Below are 14886 nucleotides of genomic sequence, written 5' to 3'. Positions count from 1 at the left end.
GACAGGTCTGCATAAATGTTAGTTTAGCATTATAAAAGCACTCATCATTTTTTAGCTTAAATACATGGAGCCCACGATCAAGAAAATCACCAAACTTTTAGTAGCCAACAGAGGAGAAATCGCTATTCGAATTCTAAGAGCAGCATCCGAAATGAAGATTAGGACCGTTGCCATGTACACCTACGAGGACCGCTACTCGCTTCACCGATACAAAGCGGATGAAGCCTATCAAATCGGCACCGATGATGCACCACTTAAGCCCTATTTGGACGTGGAAGAAATTTTGACCGTTGCGAAAAGGGAAGGTGTTGATGCCATACATCCAGGGTACGGTTTCCTATCAGAAAACGTCACTTTTGCCAGACGGTGCCGAGAAGAGGGGATCACCTTTGTGGGGCCAGCTCCTGAAGTAATGGAGAAGCTTGGTGATAAAGTGCAAGCCAAGATTGTGGCGATTAATGCCGAAATACCAATTATTCAGGACAGCGAAAGGGAATTAATCAATGGTGAGATTGCCCTAGAGGAAGCCAAAAAAATTGGCTTTCCTGTGATGGTAAAAGCTGCTTCTGGTGGAGGTGGCCGAGGAATGCGCGTGGTGAGAGAAGAAGGTGAATTGGTGAAAGCATTCAATGAGGCAGCCAGCGAAGCACTAAAAGCATTTGGCGACGATACCATTTTTATAGAAAAATTTATTGATAGCCCTAAGCACATTGAAGTGCAGATAATGGGTGATAACTATGGCAACTTGGTGCACTTGTATGAACGCGATTGTTCAGTGCAGCGACGCTATCAGAAAGTAGTGGAAGTTGCCCCATCAATCGGGTTGAAACCAGAAACACGACAAAAACTCTATGAATATGCCCTCAAAATCACCAAAGAGGTTAATTACAATAATGTCGGAACAGTTGAATTCCTAGTAGACGCAGCCGAGAATATTTACTTTATAGAGGTAAATCCTAGGGTTCAGGTGGAACATACCATTACCGAAGAAATTACGGGGATTGATATCGTTCGGTCACAGATAGAAATTGCACAAGGTTATCCGTTAAATGATCCCAGAATCTTTATCAGAAGCCAAGAAGACGTTCAGATTAATGGTTATGCCATACAGTGTAGAATCACGACGGAAGATCCTGCCAATGGTTTTAAACCAGATTATGGAACTATCATCGCCTACCGATCGCCGGGAGGGTTTGGTATTCGGTTAGACGCTGGTAACTGTTATGCAGGAGTAACCATATCGCCGTTTTTCGATTCAATGTTGGTGAAAATTACGGCATCAGGCCGTACGCTTACTGGTGCAGCGCAACGGTTGGAACGTGCCCTGTCTGAATTCAGAATTCGGGGTGTCGTAACCAATAAAGGCTTTCTAGAAAATGTATTAAGACACCCAACCTTTTACAAAGGAGAAGCGACCGTCAAATTCATTGAAAGTCACCCTGAACTATTCAGTATGCCACGGTATATGAACCGTGCAACTCGTCTGCTTAATTATTTGGGTGAGGTAGCTGTAAATGGAAACCCCAACGTTAAAAAAGTTGACCCATCGGCGAAGTTCAGAGTGCCGAAAGTGCCAGAATTCGATCGATTAGGAGATTACCCTTCGGGAACCAAACAAATCCTTGAAAATGGTGGCCCAGATGCCTTGGTTCAGTGGATTAAGGACCAACCTCAAATCCTTTTTACCGATACCACCTTAAGAGATGCCCATCAGTCCTTGCTCGCCACAAGAATGCGAACACTCGATATGCTCAAGGTAACGGAGGGCTTTGCTAAAAACCACCCGAACGTATTTTCCATGGAAATGTGGGGAGGTGCCACTTTTGATGTGACCATGCGCTTCCTAAATGAGAATCCATGGGATAGGCTCAAGAAGATCAGAGAAGCCGTTCCGAATATCCTGCTGCAAATGCTTTTCCGTGGTTCTAATGGCGTAGGTTACAAGGCATACCCCGACAACCTTATCGAAAAGGTGATTGAGAAAAGTGCAGAAAACGGCATGGACGTTTTCAGGATTTTCGATTCACTGAATTGGGTGGAAGCGATGAAAGTTAGTATCCGAACGGTAAGAGAGAAAACGAATTCACTGGCTGAGGCCTGTATCTGTTATACAGGTCATGTATTGGATAAAGACACCAAGTATAATCTTCAGTATTATGTGGATATGGCTAAAGCGTTGGAAGATGCTGGGGCACATATTTTGGCGATTAAAGACATGGCAGGTTTATTAAAACCGGATGCAGCCACAGAACTTATTGGGGCACTCAAGCAGACAACTGATTTGCCAATTCATTTGCATACGCATGATACATCTTCTATGCAGGCTACCACTTACTTTAAAGCCATAGAGGCTGGGGTAGATATTGTTGATGTCGCTATTGCTTCAATGTCTGGGCTTACATCTCAACCGAACTTTAATGCCTTGGCTGCTGCTTTAGATGGCCATGTGCGTGACCCAAAAATTGATGTCGCTTGTTTGAATAAGTATTCCAATTACTGGGAAGATGTCAGAGAATACTATTATCCATTTGAAAGCGGTTTAAAAGCAGGTACGGCCGAGGTATATGATCATGAAATTCCAGGGGGACAATATTCGAACTTAAGACCCCAAGCAGCCGCCTTGGGCTTAGAAGATCAGTTTGAAGAGGTGAAGAAAAACTATGCTTTGGTGAATCACATGTTTGGCGATATCGTGAAAGTGACGCCATCGAGCAAGGTAGTAGGGGATATGGCAATTTACATGACGTCGAATGGTTTGACGCCCGAAGATGTGCTGGAAAGAGGTGATACGCTTTCATTTCCTGAGTCTGTAAAAAGTCTCTTTAAAGGGGAGTTAGGCCAAGCTCCAGGTGGCTTTCCACAAAAACTATCAGAGATTATCCTAAAAGGAGAAAAGCCATTTACCGATAGGCCAAATGCCCATATGGAACCAGTAGATTTCGACAAGGAATTTGCTGCTTTTCAGAAAGAATTTGATCAGTATTGCGATGAGCTTGACTTTCTGTCTTACAAGCTTTACCCTAAGGTATTCAAGGATTTTTACCAGCACTGGCAGAAGTACGGTGAGGTATTGCAGTTACCGACTAAAGCATTTTTCTATGCACTAAAAGAAGATGAGGAGGTCTTTGTAGAGATCGGTCGGGGTAAGCATATCATTGTAAAAATGGTGTATATCGGGGAACCTGATGAAGAAGGACTTCGCAAAGTTCATTTTGCCCTAAATGGCCAAAGTCGGGTGATTAAGGTGAAAGATCAGGCCTTTAACGTCACCAAAGTCACGAACCAAAAAGCTGAGGCTGATCATGAAGTTGGGTTGCCGCTTCAAGGACGTTTGGCCGAAGTGAAGGTAAAAGCTGGAGATGTAATCAAAGACAATCAAGCGCTCTTTGTGATAGAAGCCATGAAAATGGAAACAACTGTTTCTTCACCGATGGCAGGAACTGTCAAGAAGGTTTATTTGGCGGCAGGAGCAATGGTAGAACAAGACGATTTGGTTGTCGAGTTAGAATAACCAGCACTTAAAGCCTCCGCTTAATTTTAACGCTTTATGCCCTAGTCAGCGGACTAGAGAAAAAGCGTTAGAACTTTTTATACCTAATGTCGTTATGTATATTTACCTAATAACATTATGTATAAAAACTATGGCATATAAAACACTGGTCGCTGCTTCTACAAAGCCCCTTGTACTCTCCATTTTATCCTATGGAAAGAGTTATGGCTATCAAATCATTAAAAACATCGAACAACTCTCCAATGGAGAACTGGAGTGGACGGATGCTATGCTTTATCCCGTACTCCATCGCATGGAGAAGGATGGCTTGATTGCATCTGAGTGGATTGTTTTGGATAACGGTCGTAAGCGAAAATATTACAGCATTACAGAAAGCGGTAAGGAAGAACGAGAGATGGCCAAGGCGCAATGGAACAATGTAAATATGGCATTTAACAGGCTCTGGAAAGGTAATTTAACACTTGATTTGGGCTAATATGAAAGGTTTCGATTTAAAACAACAGGTAAAGCATTGGGCCAGTCGACTGAGGTCAGAACAAGGGTTTGAACCAGGTGATATTGAAGAATTAGAAGCCAATCTATGGGATCGGATTGATGCACTTTTAGAAGAAGGGCTTGATGAAAAGTCTGCTTTCGAAAAGGCAACAGAGAAAACCTTGTCTTCTTCCAGAGAACTCGCCAATGAATTTTATAAAGCCAAGTCGAAGGGTAAAAACAGTCAGCCACCATGGGAGAGACCTACCAGTTTTGTAGCTAGACTACCCACAAATTTCAAGGTGGCCCTTCGGCATATGAAAAAGAGAAAGTCATATGCTTTGATGAATATCATGGGGTTGGCGGTCAGTATTTCTTTTTCCTTACTCATTTGGATCTATGTACAAAATGAAAGTGGCTACGATCGGCACTATCGAAACGCAGATCGTATTTACCGTGTCATTTTCGATGTCAAACATGATGGCTTGCATATACCACAAGCAGATATCGGGCAGCCAGTTGGCCCTACTATGAAGTCCGATTTCCCAGAGGTGATAGAAAAAACGAGACTAAGACGAATTGGTGCCACAAACACCTTTTCAAAGGGGGATGTATCCATTGAATCCACAGATTTTTTTGTGACCGACCCTGACTTTTTTAAGGTGTTTAGCGCACAGGTGCTATCGGGTAATCAAGAAACGGCTTTAGTTGAGCCCAATACCGTTGTTTTGACGGAGTCTTTGGCAATGCAGTTTTTTGGAAGAACTGATGTAGTGGGAGAGACGCTGGTTTATTCTGGGGTGATGCCGCCAACAGACGTGAAAATTACGGCGGTAATAAAGGATTTAGGTAACAAAACGCACTTGCCGATGAAAGCCTTGATTTCTTATAGTACCTATTTTGACGAGCGAGAATTAATCAACTGGTTAAGGAAATCATATACGTACGTTTTGTTAAATGAACAGAACGATGTTGAGGTACTATCGAGTAAGCTGCCCGCTTTTAGCGACAAATATTTGGCAGAAGTTTTACGTCAAAGGATTAGTCCAACGGCCACCGTCAAGCTACACTTACAACCATTGACAGAGATTTATCTGGCCGATGAATATTTGGGCGAACCTTATCCACATGGCAGCCAAAAGAATCTAAATATCCTCAGCACCATCATGGTATTTTTATTGGTAATGGCCTGCATTAATTACATTAATCTATCAACGGCGACCGCCATGGAACGTGCGAACGAAGTGGGCATTCGCAAAACACTGGGTTCTTCAAGAGGTAGTTTGGTTTTTAAATTTCTGTCGGAGTCCATCTTGCTCACATTTGTGGCAGGTTTAGTAGCATTGATCATCTCTGCATTGTTGCTGCCATATTTTTCGCAGATTACTGGCTTAGAAATGAACGTTTGGCGACTTTTCACCCAAACGAATGTCATTTGGGTTTTAGCGCTAAGTCTGCTCATGGGTTTTTTTGCTGGTCTCTACCCAAGCTTGTATATCTCCCGCTTTAAGCCCTTGACTGCCTTAAAACCAGGTAGTGTTGGCGTAGGAAGAGGAGGTTGGCTCCGAAAAGGATTGATCGTTATCCAATATGCGATCGCTGGAAGCCTTATGATTTGGATTTTTGTCATCGGCCAGCAAGTTCGGTTTGCAAAACAGCGAGAAGTAGGATTCGATAAGTCTAATATTTTAGAATTAACACTACCGAACGAGCAGGCGGCGCTTCAATCAGTAGATGCTTTTTTAAGTGAGCTCAATGAATTCCCCGAGGTACGAGGAGCAACAAAGACCACTTTTGATTTGACCTCTAATTATGGTGTTGGGAGTTATCTGATGAAAAGCCCAACGGGCGAAGAAGTCAATGCAAATCTTGCAGCTATCAGTGTTGGATATGGTTTTGTGGAGTCTTTGGGGGCTCAGTTTTTAGCTGGCGAAGATTTTAATGAGCTTAAATCCTCTGAAAAAGGTGTTTTAATCAATCAAGCAGCGATGGACCAATATGGATGGAATGATACTCCGCTTAAGGTTAAATACCTTTCAAGAGATCGGCAAGGGGCAGTTACGAACGAGTGGAATGTTATTGGTGTGGTCAGTGATTTTAAATCCGGCGATGCTTTTGAAGAAGTTAGTCCGTTAATCATATTCTTGGACGATCGTACGATACCAGAAATGAGGATTTTGGTTAACATAAATCTAGAAAAGCCAGAAGCCTTTGCCCCACAACTTGGAAAGCTCTGGGAACGACATTTCCCCAATCAGTTTTTCGAATTTCAGGTGATAGAAGATCGTTTAAATATGCTTTATGCAAAAGAGGAAACCTTTCAGGAATTACTTGCTGTCCTTAATTTGATCACTGTTTTCATCACGGTTTTGGGTGTTGTCGGCCTGATATCGTTTACGACAGAAGTCCGCAAGAAGGAAATCGCGATTAGGAAGGTTAGTGGTGCTAGAGTTGAGACTATCATGGCCTTACTTTCGAAGCAGTTTCTAATCCTTTTGCTGATAGCCTTTGCCATAGCTGGTCCAGTTGGTTATTACCTATCGAGTAAATGGCTCGCTGATTTTACCCTGCACACAAAATTGACGGCAATACCGATCGGCTTCACCTTTTTAGTATGCCTGCTCTTTACGATAGGAGCTATTTCCTATCATTCGCTTCGTGCGGCCAATGCAAATCCGGTGACAGCATTACGTTATGAATAGTCTGCGATGCGGGGAAACCGCTTGATCGCTTAGGGAAGGTAGAAGAGTTAAAAGAAGGATTCCGTAAGATTGAATTCCTCCTTTCAGAGAAATAGCGTATGCCCAAATGAATTGGAAATCATTTGGGCAAATATGCTTTAGTCGATAGCGTAGAAAAACTGCTCTGAGACAATTTTACCATTCTCAACTCTGTATAAGGCGATTTCTTCGTCAATTCCTCTCGGGCGACCTTTCATGGTGATGTCCATTTTCATGGTAGCTGTAAAGTGGTTTCCAGCGACAATTGGCCCATCAATTTCCAATCCGTGGAACTCTTCGACCATACTTTCCCAGATTTTTCCTTTTTCCAGGATGGCTTTCATGCCTTCTACTCTTTGCGGGAAACCTTGTGCGCCTTCCATTTCAAGACTCACACAGTCCTGACTGTAAAGTTCCTGTAGTGCTTTGTCCATTTGACCAGTTCGGCAGTAGGCTGCCCATTTTTCTGCAATTTCTTGTGTTGTCATGATTGATGATTTTTGTTTGATTATATAGTAAAATTAAAAAGTCATTGTGACATAATATGTCAGGGGTTGTAATCAATTTCTGAACATCTTACAAAATATTGGGCGAGATCAAAATGTCTGTCTTGAAAGACTTCGTCCAAAATCCGAAAGTTCTGAATTCGATCGAGCCGAAAAGCACGGTAATCTTCTCTTAGATGGCACCAACCCAATACGATCCATTTTTCATTAAAACTATAGATAGCCAATGGTTCTATTTTTCGCCAAGTGGTTTCTTTGCCTTTGGCCTGATAAGTCATTTCAATCATCTTAAAATTGATGATTGCCATTTGCACATGGGAGAGTGAGGAAGTTCTAGTCGGATCAGGATCGTTTTTGAAAACGCGCATTTTGCTTTCCAGCATTTCCCCCTTTGTCTGAAGACTACTTTTAAAAACGGACTTGATTTTCTGTAGCGTCTTCTCAAAGTGTTGAATGAGCGAATCGTCATTGGTCTTGGCGATTAATTGCTCAGCTGTAATTAGAGCATTTACCTCCATTTCATCGAACATGATCGGGGCCACCATATATCCATCCATAATGGAGTAGCCCCTTCCCTCGATAGTGATAACAGGCACACCAGATTCTTCGAGCTTCTTAATATCGCGGTAAATAGTTCTAAGGCTAACCTCAAACTTCTTGGCTAATTCATTGCCCGTCACCACCCGCTTGGATTTGAGAATGGTCAGTATGGATAAAAGTCTAGAAAGGTGATTCATTATTCTTGTGCGACAACTTACACACAAAATATGACATATTATGTCAGGGGTTGGTGGGCTTGTTAATGATGTTTTATTAACTGATTGTAACTGTTGTTATTGATTAGACGGAACAATATGATAACTACCATACAACCCTTGCTAGGTCTTGTTAAAATTCAAAATCAAAACCAGACTTTAATGCAACTTTTATCATATCTCTTTGTTCTTCTTTGACCTTTTTTTTTGACTTTTCAATTGACTCTTTATTGAATAGGTCTAGTTGGGCTTGGAGGTCCTGTTGAGCTAATTTCATTGCGCATATACCGTAGACTCGAAAAAATGGGTCTGAGATAAACCAAGTCTGACTTGGTATATCGTAATTTAGTGCATTACCTCTCTTATCATGAGTCAATTGTTGTAACAAATATTCTAATAGAGCTTTTTGTTGAGGGTGTTTATGTTTTTTGAAATAAGAGTGAACATCATTAAGTGATAAGTTGTGTTTTTCTGAAATAATGAAGCTTCTGAGAATATGATAACATAGTGGAAGGTGGTATTCCGATGGTTCATCAATAGCTTTTTCATAACGATCATGTAAGTAACCTGAGTTGGTAATAATATAATTAGCCAAAGCTTCACGGAAATCATCATTATTAAATGTCAAGTGAGCTTCTGATGTTTCGTAAAGGTCTTTACTTGTACACAAATTATAGGATAATTGATGTGTAACAGCTGGTAATCCAGTTGAGAATTTGACTATTTCATCTTTGACGTTCTCTGTAATGGAGATATTGAGTCTAGACTCACCTTTGGCAATGATCTCTTTTAGTTCGTCCCTCGACATGAAATGAACTTGAATTTCAGAAACTCTATTGTTCAATTCATTGTCAAGTTTTAGTACTTCTTTCGCGGTACCAACTGCCCCAATGGCCACTATTTTTACATATGGATAGTTGACCGATTCATCCATAAAAACCTTCATATATTGAGCTAGTTTCTTTTTTTCATCCTCTTCCATTTTATGGAAGTCGTCTATAACCCAACATGAATTCGATGAGCCAAAGAATGCAGCCAGTTTTTGCGGAGTGAGTTGAGGTGCAATAATAGGCTGAAATTCTTCGAACTTATTTTTTGATTTAGAATAACCTAATGAGCCTTTAATTAATTGGTAATCTGTTGATAATGAAGAGTTGATACTTGAGGATAAGTGATTCGTCTTTTTACTAATGAAGAACGTGCCTAGTTGATCAAAGGCATTACTTACGAGCTGGTTAAAAGATAAGTCAGAAGTGCACCTCGTGATTATATAGTCATCATATGTCTGATTTAGTTTATTAAAAAGCAATGTAGTTTTCCCAGTTCCAGAATGTCCATAAATGATTAGTTGTTTTCCTCTGGTTCGAATTGCATCGACTAATAAATTGTTGATAGCGGGTCTATCTACAAATGTGTGTGTGGCTGGGGAAGAGGGCGTGAATATTTCGTTGATATCGTATTTTTTCATCTTTTATAGGCGGTTTAGAATAATTCTATTGCCAATCAATCATTTTGGAACTCAACTCTAATTCCATTCTCAATAGTTGCAATGACTCGGTTTACTATCGTGTTTGTTACTTTGATATTTCCATCTGAATCAATCCTTCTTACTTGGGTCATTTCGACTTCAATAGAGAAAGTATTTGAAAAGTGTACATCACCTCTTAGAACGTGAGCTTTGAATGCTTTATGCCCCATTTCGAAAGTGATGATATCTTTGTCATAAAATCCTTTCCATCGAAATTTACCTGGTTTGATAGCTGGAGAAATTACGTCTATGGAACCAATTATGCCTTCAAGGTTAGGCAAATCATCTGACTGCAAAACAAAGTTAGGAAATCTTCTTTTAGAGATTTTTCGTGAAGGTCCTACAGGTAGAAAGTCATGTTGTCTTTGTACTTCGATAGAGTCGATTTTTGAATAACCGATCAATTTTTTGAATAAGTTTGACTTCCTCCAAGCTACTTTATAGTTTTTTTTGACCAGCTCAACTGAACCCTTCAATAATTCATCACTTAAACCTTCGTCATCAGGAATGAACTCCAAGTTGAGTTTTGCCAGTTCTTTTCTTTTGATGTCATTATCTAATCTAAGGTTTTCAATCTGTAATTCGGTCAATTCTTGGTTTTCTGCTGGAAACCTTGTTAAAATAATTGCAGTAACACTGATCACCAGTGTCAGTTGAGCCGAATTTTGACCAAGTAATTTCCAAAACTCTTTAAAACCTCCCTCGGCTGGAGGCAGGGTTTGAATATCAATATTCAAACCCAAGGTAATTGAAACCTCATTAAAAAGGTTTAGAATTTCTTTTTCACATTCATTCCTTGTTATAGAATCAATAGAATGAGAGTCATCTTGAAAAATGTAATGGAATTGGAGGCTATTAGATTTTTCTATCATCTTAATCCTTTGATAAATTCTCAGGTATACTGCTTAGTAAGTACATCTTCTCTTTCTAAAAATGCCATCCCCATAAATAGCCATTTTGACATGTGGCGATTATAGGTTGTCTTATCTCAAACAATTGATCAATTGTTTTTGAACAATCCCATAATCAGGGAGTTACCTTAGGTATTACAGTTATGTCTTTTGCACTTTTAGTCAAATCCTACCTTCTAACAACCGTCGTATTTTTTGCGATCGATATACTATGGTTGGGCATTATTGCCAAAAATTTATACAACAAACACCTCAGAAAACTTTTGGCACCAAAGGTGAATTGGGCTGCCGCTATTGTGTTCTACTTACTCTTTATAGTCGGTATTTTCTACTTTGCCATAGTGCCATCGGTGGAGGAGGCCTCACTGGAGGCGGCAATGCTAAATGGTGGTCTTTTCGGTTTTTTCACCTATGCTACATATGATTTAACCAACCTCGCTACCCTCAGAGGCTGGCCTATTAAAATTGTATTCATCGATATTATTTGGGGCGCTGTCCTCACAGCATCGGTCAGTACAGCAGGCTTTTATATCACCAATTGGTTAATGGCATGACCAATCTGGTGACCAATATTCTTTTACTTGGACTGGCTTATGCCAACTTTTGGTTTATTGTATCATTGCTCACCAAGCGAAATGATATTGCCGATGTGGCTTGGGGTATGGGATACGTTGGAATCTGTGTTTTTCTCTTTTTAAATGGCTATCAATCCGATCTCAGCCTACTTGTCTATGTTTTGGTTGGATTATGGGGCGGTAGATTGAGTTTATATATCGGCTTAAGAAATAGTAAAAAGAAAGAGGATTTTAGGTACAATCAATGGCGAAATGCGTGGGGGAGTAACTTCTATTGGAGGTCCTATTTACAAGTCTATATCCTACAAGTGGCCCTTTTAATGATCGTAAGTATCCCGATCGTGTTAACCGCCCAATCCACCAATGCCGAATTGACTTTTATTTCTGGTTTGGGCACTGTGCTTTGGGTGATTGGCTTTTACTGGCAAGTGGTGGGAGATCGCCAATTAAGCAAATTCAAGAAAATCCGAACCGATAAAGAACAAGTACTCCAAACAGGACTTTGGAAGTATTCACGACACCCTAATTATTTCGGCGAAATCTTAATGTGGTGGGGTATAGCTGCCATTGTTTTACCAATGCCCTACGGATGGATCGGATTAGCCAGTCCCATGTTAATTACCTACCTATTACTTTTTGTCTCTGGGGTGCCGATGCTCGAGCGACGCTATGCCAAAAACGAGGCATTTCAGAAGTACAAAGAGAAAACTCCTCCTGTTTTTCCAAAATTATCGATCAAATAATCTAGGTCTTATCGCTAAAATGAGCCTTTTTTGATTTTTTCTATGTCTATATGTTCTATAAAGTATAACATATTAAAACTTCTTCCGTACATTAGTTCTATTAAATAGAACATATAAATGGAAAAGGAGCATCTAGGAGAGCTTGAAGAGTTGATTTTACTCTTGGTTGTCATGCTGAAAGAAGAGGCTTACGGTTTTGCCATTAGAAAAGCATTGAAAGATCAAGCCAATAGAACAGTAACCATTGGGGCGGTTCATGGAACGGTAAATCGCTTAGAGAAAAAGGGGTTTGTTGAATCCGATATGAGTGATGCTACCGAAGTTAGAGGGGGAAGGCGTAAAAGGATTTTTACGGTGACGGCTTCGGGCAAAAAGGCCCTTCAAAAAAGTCAAGAATTAAAAGTCAGTCTGTGGACTCAGATTCCAGAGTTTTCATTGGGTAATCAGTAAAAGGAAGGTTTTGAAAACGCTAAAGTCAAATAAGCTATCGCACAGGCTATTAAAACTGCTTTGCCGCAAAGAATATATAGAGGAAATCTTGGGCGACTTGGCGGAATACAAGGAGGAATTAGCCTCAAAACCTGCCTGGAAACGAAAACTCTTTTATTGGTTCCATGTCTTCAATTTCCTCCAGCCTTGGGCACTTAAAAATATCGACGGTAGTCAAAAACTCAATCAATACGGTATGTTCAAAAACTATTTTAAAACCTCGGTCAGAAGCCTGCTGAAGAATAAGGCTTTTTCAGGAATTAACATCCTCGGGTTGGCCATGAGCCTATCGCTAGTGGTGCTCATGATGTTGTTTCTAGGCGAAATTTACTCTTTTGATGATTTTCATGAGAATAGAGATAACATCTATCGGGTTACATCTACAGAAGTTAGAGGAAATCGCGGAGCAGTTGTAAAACAGGCCACAGGGTCTTATTTCATTGCAGACCAATTAGCCCAAGAAGTTAGTGGTGTCGGTGAAGTTTTAGTGATGACCAACACTTTTACTAAACTGGATATTGGTACTGAGGATAAAGCGGTTCCTGTGGATTGCTATTACGCCGGTTCTACTTTTTTCAACCTGTTTTCTTTTGACCTGATCAAGGGAAACCCAAACACTGTCCTTTCATTACCTAATCAAGTTGTTTTAACAGAATCAGTGGCTTACAAACTGTTCGGAGACCAAGATCCAATGGGCCAGTTGCTAACCGCCGAAATGAGCGGATACTTGCAAAACGGAGCAACGGCTGAGTCAGACCTAAAAAACGGAGTTGTGTCTGGTATAGTGGCGGACCCACCTGTGAACTCTCATTTACGATTTGAAGCGCTCATTTCTTTGAAAACAAAAGAAAGGGCCATTATAGAACGTAGTCTGGATCACCAGACTAACCCTGGCTATAACAGTAATTTATACGTGTATCTGGTATTAAATGAGGGAGTGAAGCCACAGCAAGTAGAAGAGGCCATGTTCAATTCACTAAAAGCCTTTAATACTGAAAGGGAAGACAATCCACTCATACACAACCTCCAAAGTATGTCCACATTCATCACAAGTGATACATATCACAGTGCGGGACCTACATTTGCCAAGCGTAAATTGCTCATCATGCTGGCCTTAACGCTTATTGTTTTATTATCGGCATGTTTCAATTATACCAATCTTTCATTGGCTAGAGCTTTAAGACGTTCGAAAGAGGTTGGTGTTAGAAAAGTGATTGGCGCCTCAAGGTTTCAGGTATTTTGTCAATTTCTAGTGGAAGCCATTGTCATATCAAGCATGGCTTTGATTATTGGTATAGGTCTTTTTCTACTGATCAAGCCCTTTTTCCTATCGCTTCCCAACCCTTCGGCTAGAGGGTTTGAAATGTTTGAGCTCGCTATAAGCTTTGAACAGGTTTTGTATTTCTTTCTCTTGGCGATTTTAGTCGGACTTTTGGCTGGGATTTTACCAGCACTTTTTCTTTCTAAAATCCAGACTATAAATGCTTTCAAGAATTCGCTCCAGTCAAAACTTCCAGGAAAAATAAGTGTAAAAAATATCCTGATTGTTTTTCAATTCACCATGTCGATTGGACTAATCATGTGCGCTGTTTTAATCAACGATCAGTACAACTATACGCTTTCTTATGACTTGGGCTATGACACGGAAGATATATTGACCGTTGAAATTCAAGGTGATTATGTAGATGTACTGGCCAATGAGTATGCGAAATTATCGGAAGTCGAAGCCATTTCTAAGTCAGGATGGGTGCTAGGTGTTGGGGGAGATGGACTGACTGCTGGGATGTTTTTCTCTGAAGATAGAAGTGCAAGAACGCTTTCACTTTTAAACCAGATAGACGACAAGTATATCCCTATGCATAATATTGAGATACTGGCAGGGGAGAGCTTTTACGAGCCTTTAGGGCGTGATGTAGCGGCTTATAATATACTGGTTAATGAAGCTTTTTTAAAAGAACTCGGACTTGGTGCACCTGAAGAAGTACTTGGTCAACAAGTGCTTTATAATGGGGAGAAAATTAGGATAAGGGGCGTCTTTAAAGATGCCGTGAGCATTGGTTTGACTAAGAAATTTCTGGAGCCGATGGTCTTTATTCAAACCAATAGCGCCACCGATTACAAAGCGCTTAATTTGAAAATTGCCAGTAATGATATCATGGGTATGCTCACGAAGTTGGAGGAAGTGTATGCCAAACATGATCAAATTCACCCATTCAATGCCTCTTACTATGAAGATAGTATTGCGGAAACCTATAAAGCAGAAAAAGGGACTTATACCATCATTTCCTTCTTGGCCATTATGGCGATAAGTATTTCCACACTGGGCCTTCTTGGAATGGTGATTTTTAATACCGAAACACGCCAAAAAGAGATCAGTATACGGAAAGTATTGGGTGCAGGCATAGGCAATCTCGCAGTATTATTATCTAAGAACTTTGTGCTGCTCATCCTTTTGGCAGCGTTAATTGCAATTCCGATAACGTTAGAAATCGTTGAGCGTCAAGTCTTAAATAGTTTTTGGGATAGAGCGCCAATAAGTATGATGGAGACGCTTTCTGGTTTCTTTATAGTGCTTCTTATTGGGCTTTTCACGATTGCAATTCAAGTTCAGAAAGCAGCTCGGGCAAACCCGATCAATAGTCTAGGAAGTGAATAATTATCTCAATCACACGAC

General features: G+C 40.5%; 11 protein-coding genes. 7 read left to right on the top strand and 4 right to left on the bottom strand.

Features of this window, described 5'->3' with window-relative positions:
* The first annotated feature begins 64 nt into the window (after positions 1-64).
* The 3 genes from BFP71_RS18575 to BFP71_RS18565 all read left to right on the top strand — a co-directional run bounded on the left by BFP71_RS18575 (position 65) and on the right by BFP71_RS18565 (position 6687).
* Positions 65-3511: a pyruvate carboxylase gene (locus BFP71_RS18575; protein WP_069836901.1), complete on the top strand. Its 3447-nt coding sequence runs from the start codon at positions 65-67 to the stop codon at positions 3509-3511.
* Positions 3512-3641: 130 nt separating this feature from the next.
* Positions 3642-3986, top strand: a complete 345-nt coding sequence (locus tag BFP71_RS18570; RefSeq protein WP_069836900.1) for a PadR family transcriptional regulator — start codon at positions 3642-3644, stop codon at positions 3984-3986.
* 1 nt (position 3987) lies between these two features.
* Positions 3988-6687, top strand: a complete 2700-nt coding sequence (locus BFP71_RS18565; protein WP_069836899.1) for an FtsX-like permease family protein — start codon at positions 3988-3990, stop codon at positions 6685-6687.
* Between the two features lie 137 nt (positions 6688-6824).
* On the opposite strand, the gene BFP71_RS18560 is transcribed toward BFP71_RS18565, so the two are convergent.
* The 4 genes from BFP71_RS18560 to BFP71_RS18545 form a co-directional block, all read right to left on the bottom strand.
* Positions 6825-7193, bottom strand: a complete 369-nt coding sequence (locus tag BFP71_RS18560; RefSeq protein ID WP_069836898.1) for a nuclear transport factor 2 family protein — start codon at positions 7191-7193, stop codon at positions 6825-6827.
* Positions 7194-7252: 59 nt separating this feature from the next.
* Positions 7253-7948, bottom strand: coding sequence for a helix-turn-helix transcriptional regulator (locus tag BFP71_RS18555; RefSeq protein WP_069836897.1), 696 nt, complete (start codon positions 7946-7948; stop codon positions 7253-7255).
* Between the two features lie 151 nt (positions 7949-8099).
* Entirely contained in the window at positions 8100-9434 is a 1335-nt protein-coding gene (locus BFP71_RS18550) for a P-loop NTPase family protein (protein WP_069836896.1), read from the bottom strand.
* 35 nt (positions 9435-9469) lie between these two features.
* Positions 9470-10366, bottom strand: a complete 897-nt coding sequence (locus tag BFP71_RS18545) for a hypothetical protein (protein ID WP_069836895.1) — start codon at positions 10364-10366, stop codon at positions 9470-9472.
* Positions 10367-10548: 182 nt separating this feature from the next.
* On the opposite strand from BFP71_RS18545, the gene BFP71_RS18540 reads away from it, so the two are divergent.
* The 4 genes from BFP71_RS18540 to BFP71_RS18525 all read left to right on the top strand — a co-directional run bounded on the left by BFP71_RS18540 (position 10549) and on the right by BFP71_RS18525 (position 14868).
* On the top strand, positions 10549-10959 hold the full coding sequence (locus BFP71_RS18540) for a DUF2177 family protein (protein ID WP_069836894.1): 411 nt from the start codon (positions 10549-10551) through the stop codon (positions 10957-10959).
* The gene (locus BFP71_RS18535; RefSeq protein WP_069836893.1) at positions 10956-11723 is read left to right on the top strand and encodes a DUF1295 domain-containing protein; all 768 of its coding nucleotides are present in this window, start codon (positions 10956-10958) and stop codon (positions 11721-11723) included. The genes BFP71_RS18540 and BFP71_RS18535 overlap by 4 nt, the downstream gene beginning before the upstream one ends.
* 117 nt (positions 11724-11840) lie before the next feature.
* Positions 11841-12173 carry a PadR family transcriptional regulator gene (locus BFP71_RS18530; protein ID WP_069836892.1) on the top strand — a complete coding sequence of 111 codons (333 nt, stop codon included), beginning with the start codon at positions 11841-11843 and terminating at the stop codon, positions 12171-12173.
* A gap of 10 nt (positions 12174-12183) precedes the next feature.
* Positions 12184-14868 carry an ABC transporter permease gene (locus BFP71_RS18525; RefSeq protein WP_141719806.1) on the top strand — a complete coding sequence of 895 codons (2685 nt, stop codon included), beginning with the start codon at positions 12184-12186 and terminating at the stop codon, positions 14866-14868.
* Positions 14869-14886 lie beyond the last annotated feature (18 nt).

It is taken from the genome of Roseivirga misakiensis, from assembly GCF_001747105.1.
Taxonomy (GTDB): domain Bacteria; phylum Bacteroidota; class Bacteroidia; order Cytophagales; family Cyclobacteriaceae; genus Roseivirga; species Roseivirga misakiensis.
The sequence above is the reverse complement of the archived record's forward strand: the minus strand, read 5'-3'. Positions and strand labels throughout refer to the sequence as shown.

What these genes read in the sequence shown, in the direction of transcription:
- BFP71_RS18575 (WP_069836901.1), top strand. Translation starts at nt 65, where the DNA reads ATGGAGCCCACGATCAAGAAAATCACCAAACTTTTAGTAGCCAACAGA.
- BFP71_RS18570 (WP_069836900.1), top strand. Translation starts at nt 3,642, where the DNA reads ATGGCATATAAAACACTGGTCGCTGCTTCTACAAAGCCCCTTGTACTC.
- BFP71_RS18565 (WP_069836899.1), top strand. Translation starts at nt 3,988, where the DNA reads ATGAAAGGTTTCGATTTAAAACAACAGGTAAAGCATTGGGCCAGTCGA.
- BFP71_RS18560 (WP_069836898.1), bottom strand. Translation starts at nt 7,193, where the DNA reads ATGACAACACAAGAAATTGCAGAAAAATGGGCAGCCTACTGCCGAACT.
- BFP71_RS18555 (WP_069836897.1), bottom strand. Translation starts at nt 7,948, where the DNA reads ATGAATCACCTTTCTAGACTTTTATCCATACTGACCATTCTCAAATCC.
- BFP71_RS18550 (WP_069836896.1), bottom strand. Translation starts at nt 9,434, where the DNA reads ATGAAAAAATACGATATCAACGAAATATTCACGCCCTCTTCCCCAGCC.
- BFP71_RS18545 (WP_069836895.1), bottom strand. Translation starts at nt 10,366, where the DNA reads ATGATAGAAAAATCTAATAGCCTCCAATTCCATTACATTTTTCAAGAT.
- BFP71_RS18540 (WP_069836894.1), top strand. Translation starts at nt 10,549, where the DNA reads ATGTCTTTTGCACTTTTAGTCAAATCCTACCTTCTAACAACCGTCGTA.
- BFP71_RS18535 (WP_069836893.1), top strand. Translation starts at nt 10,956, where the DNA reads ATGACCAATCTGGTGACCAATATTCTTTTACTTGGACTGGCTTATGCC.
- BFP71_RS18530 (WP_069836892.1), top strand. Translation starts at nt 11,841, where the DNA reads ATGGAAAAGGAGCATCTAGGAGAGCTTGAAGAGTTGATTTTACTCTTG.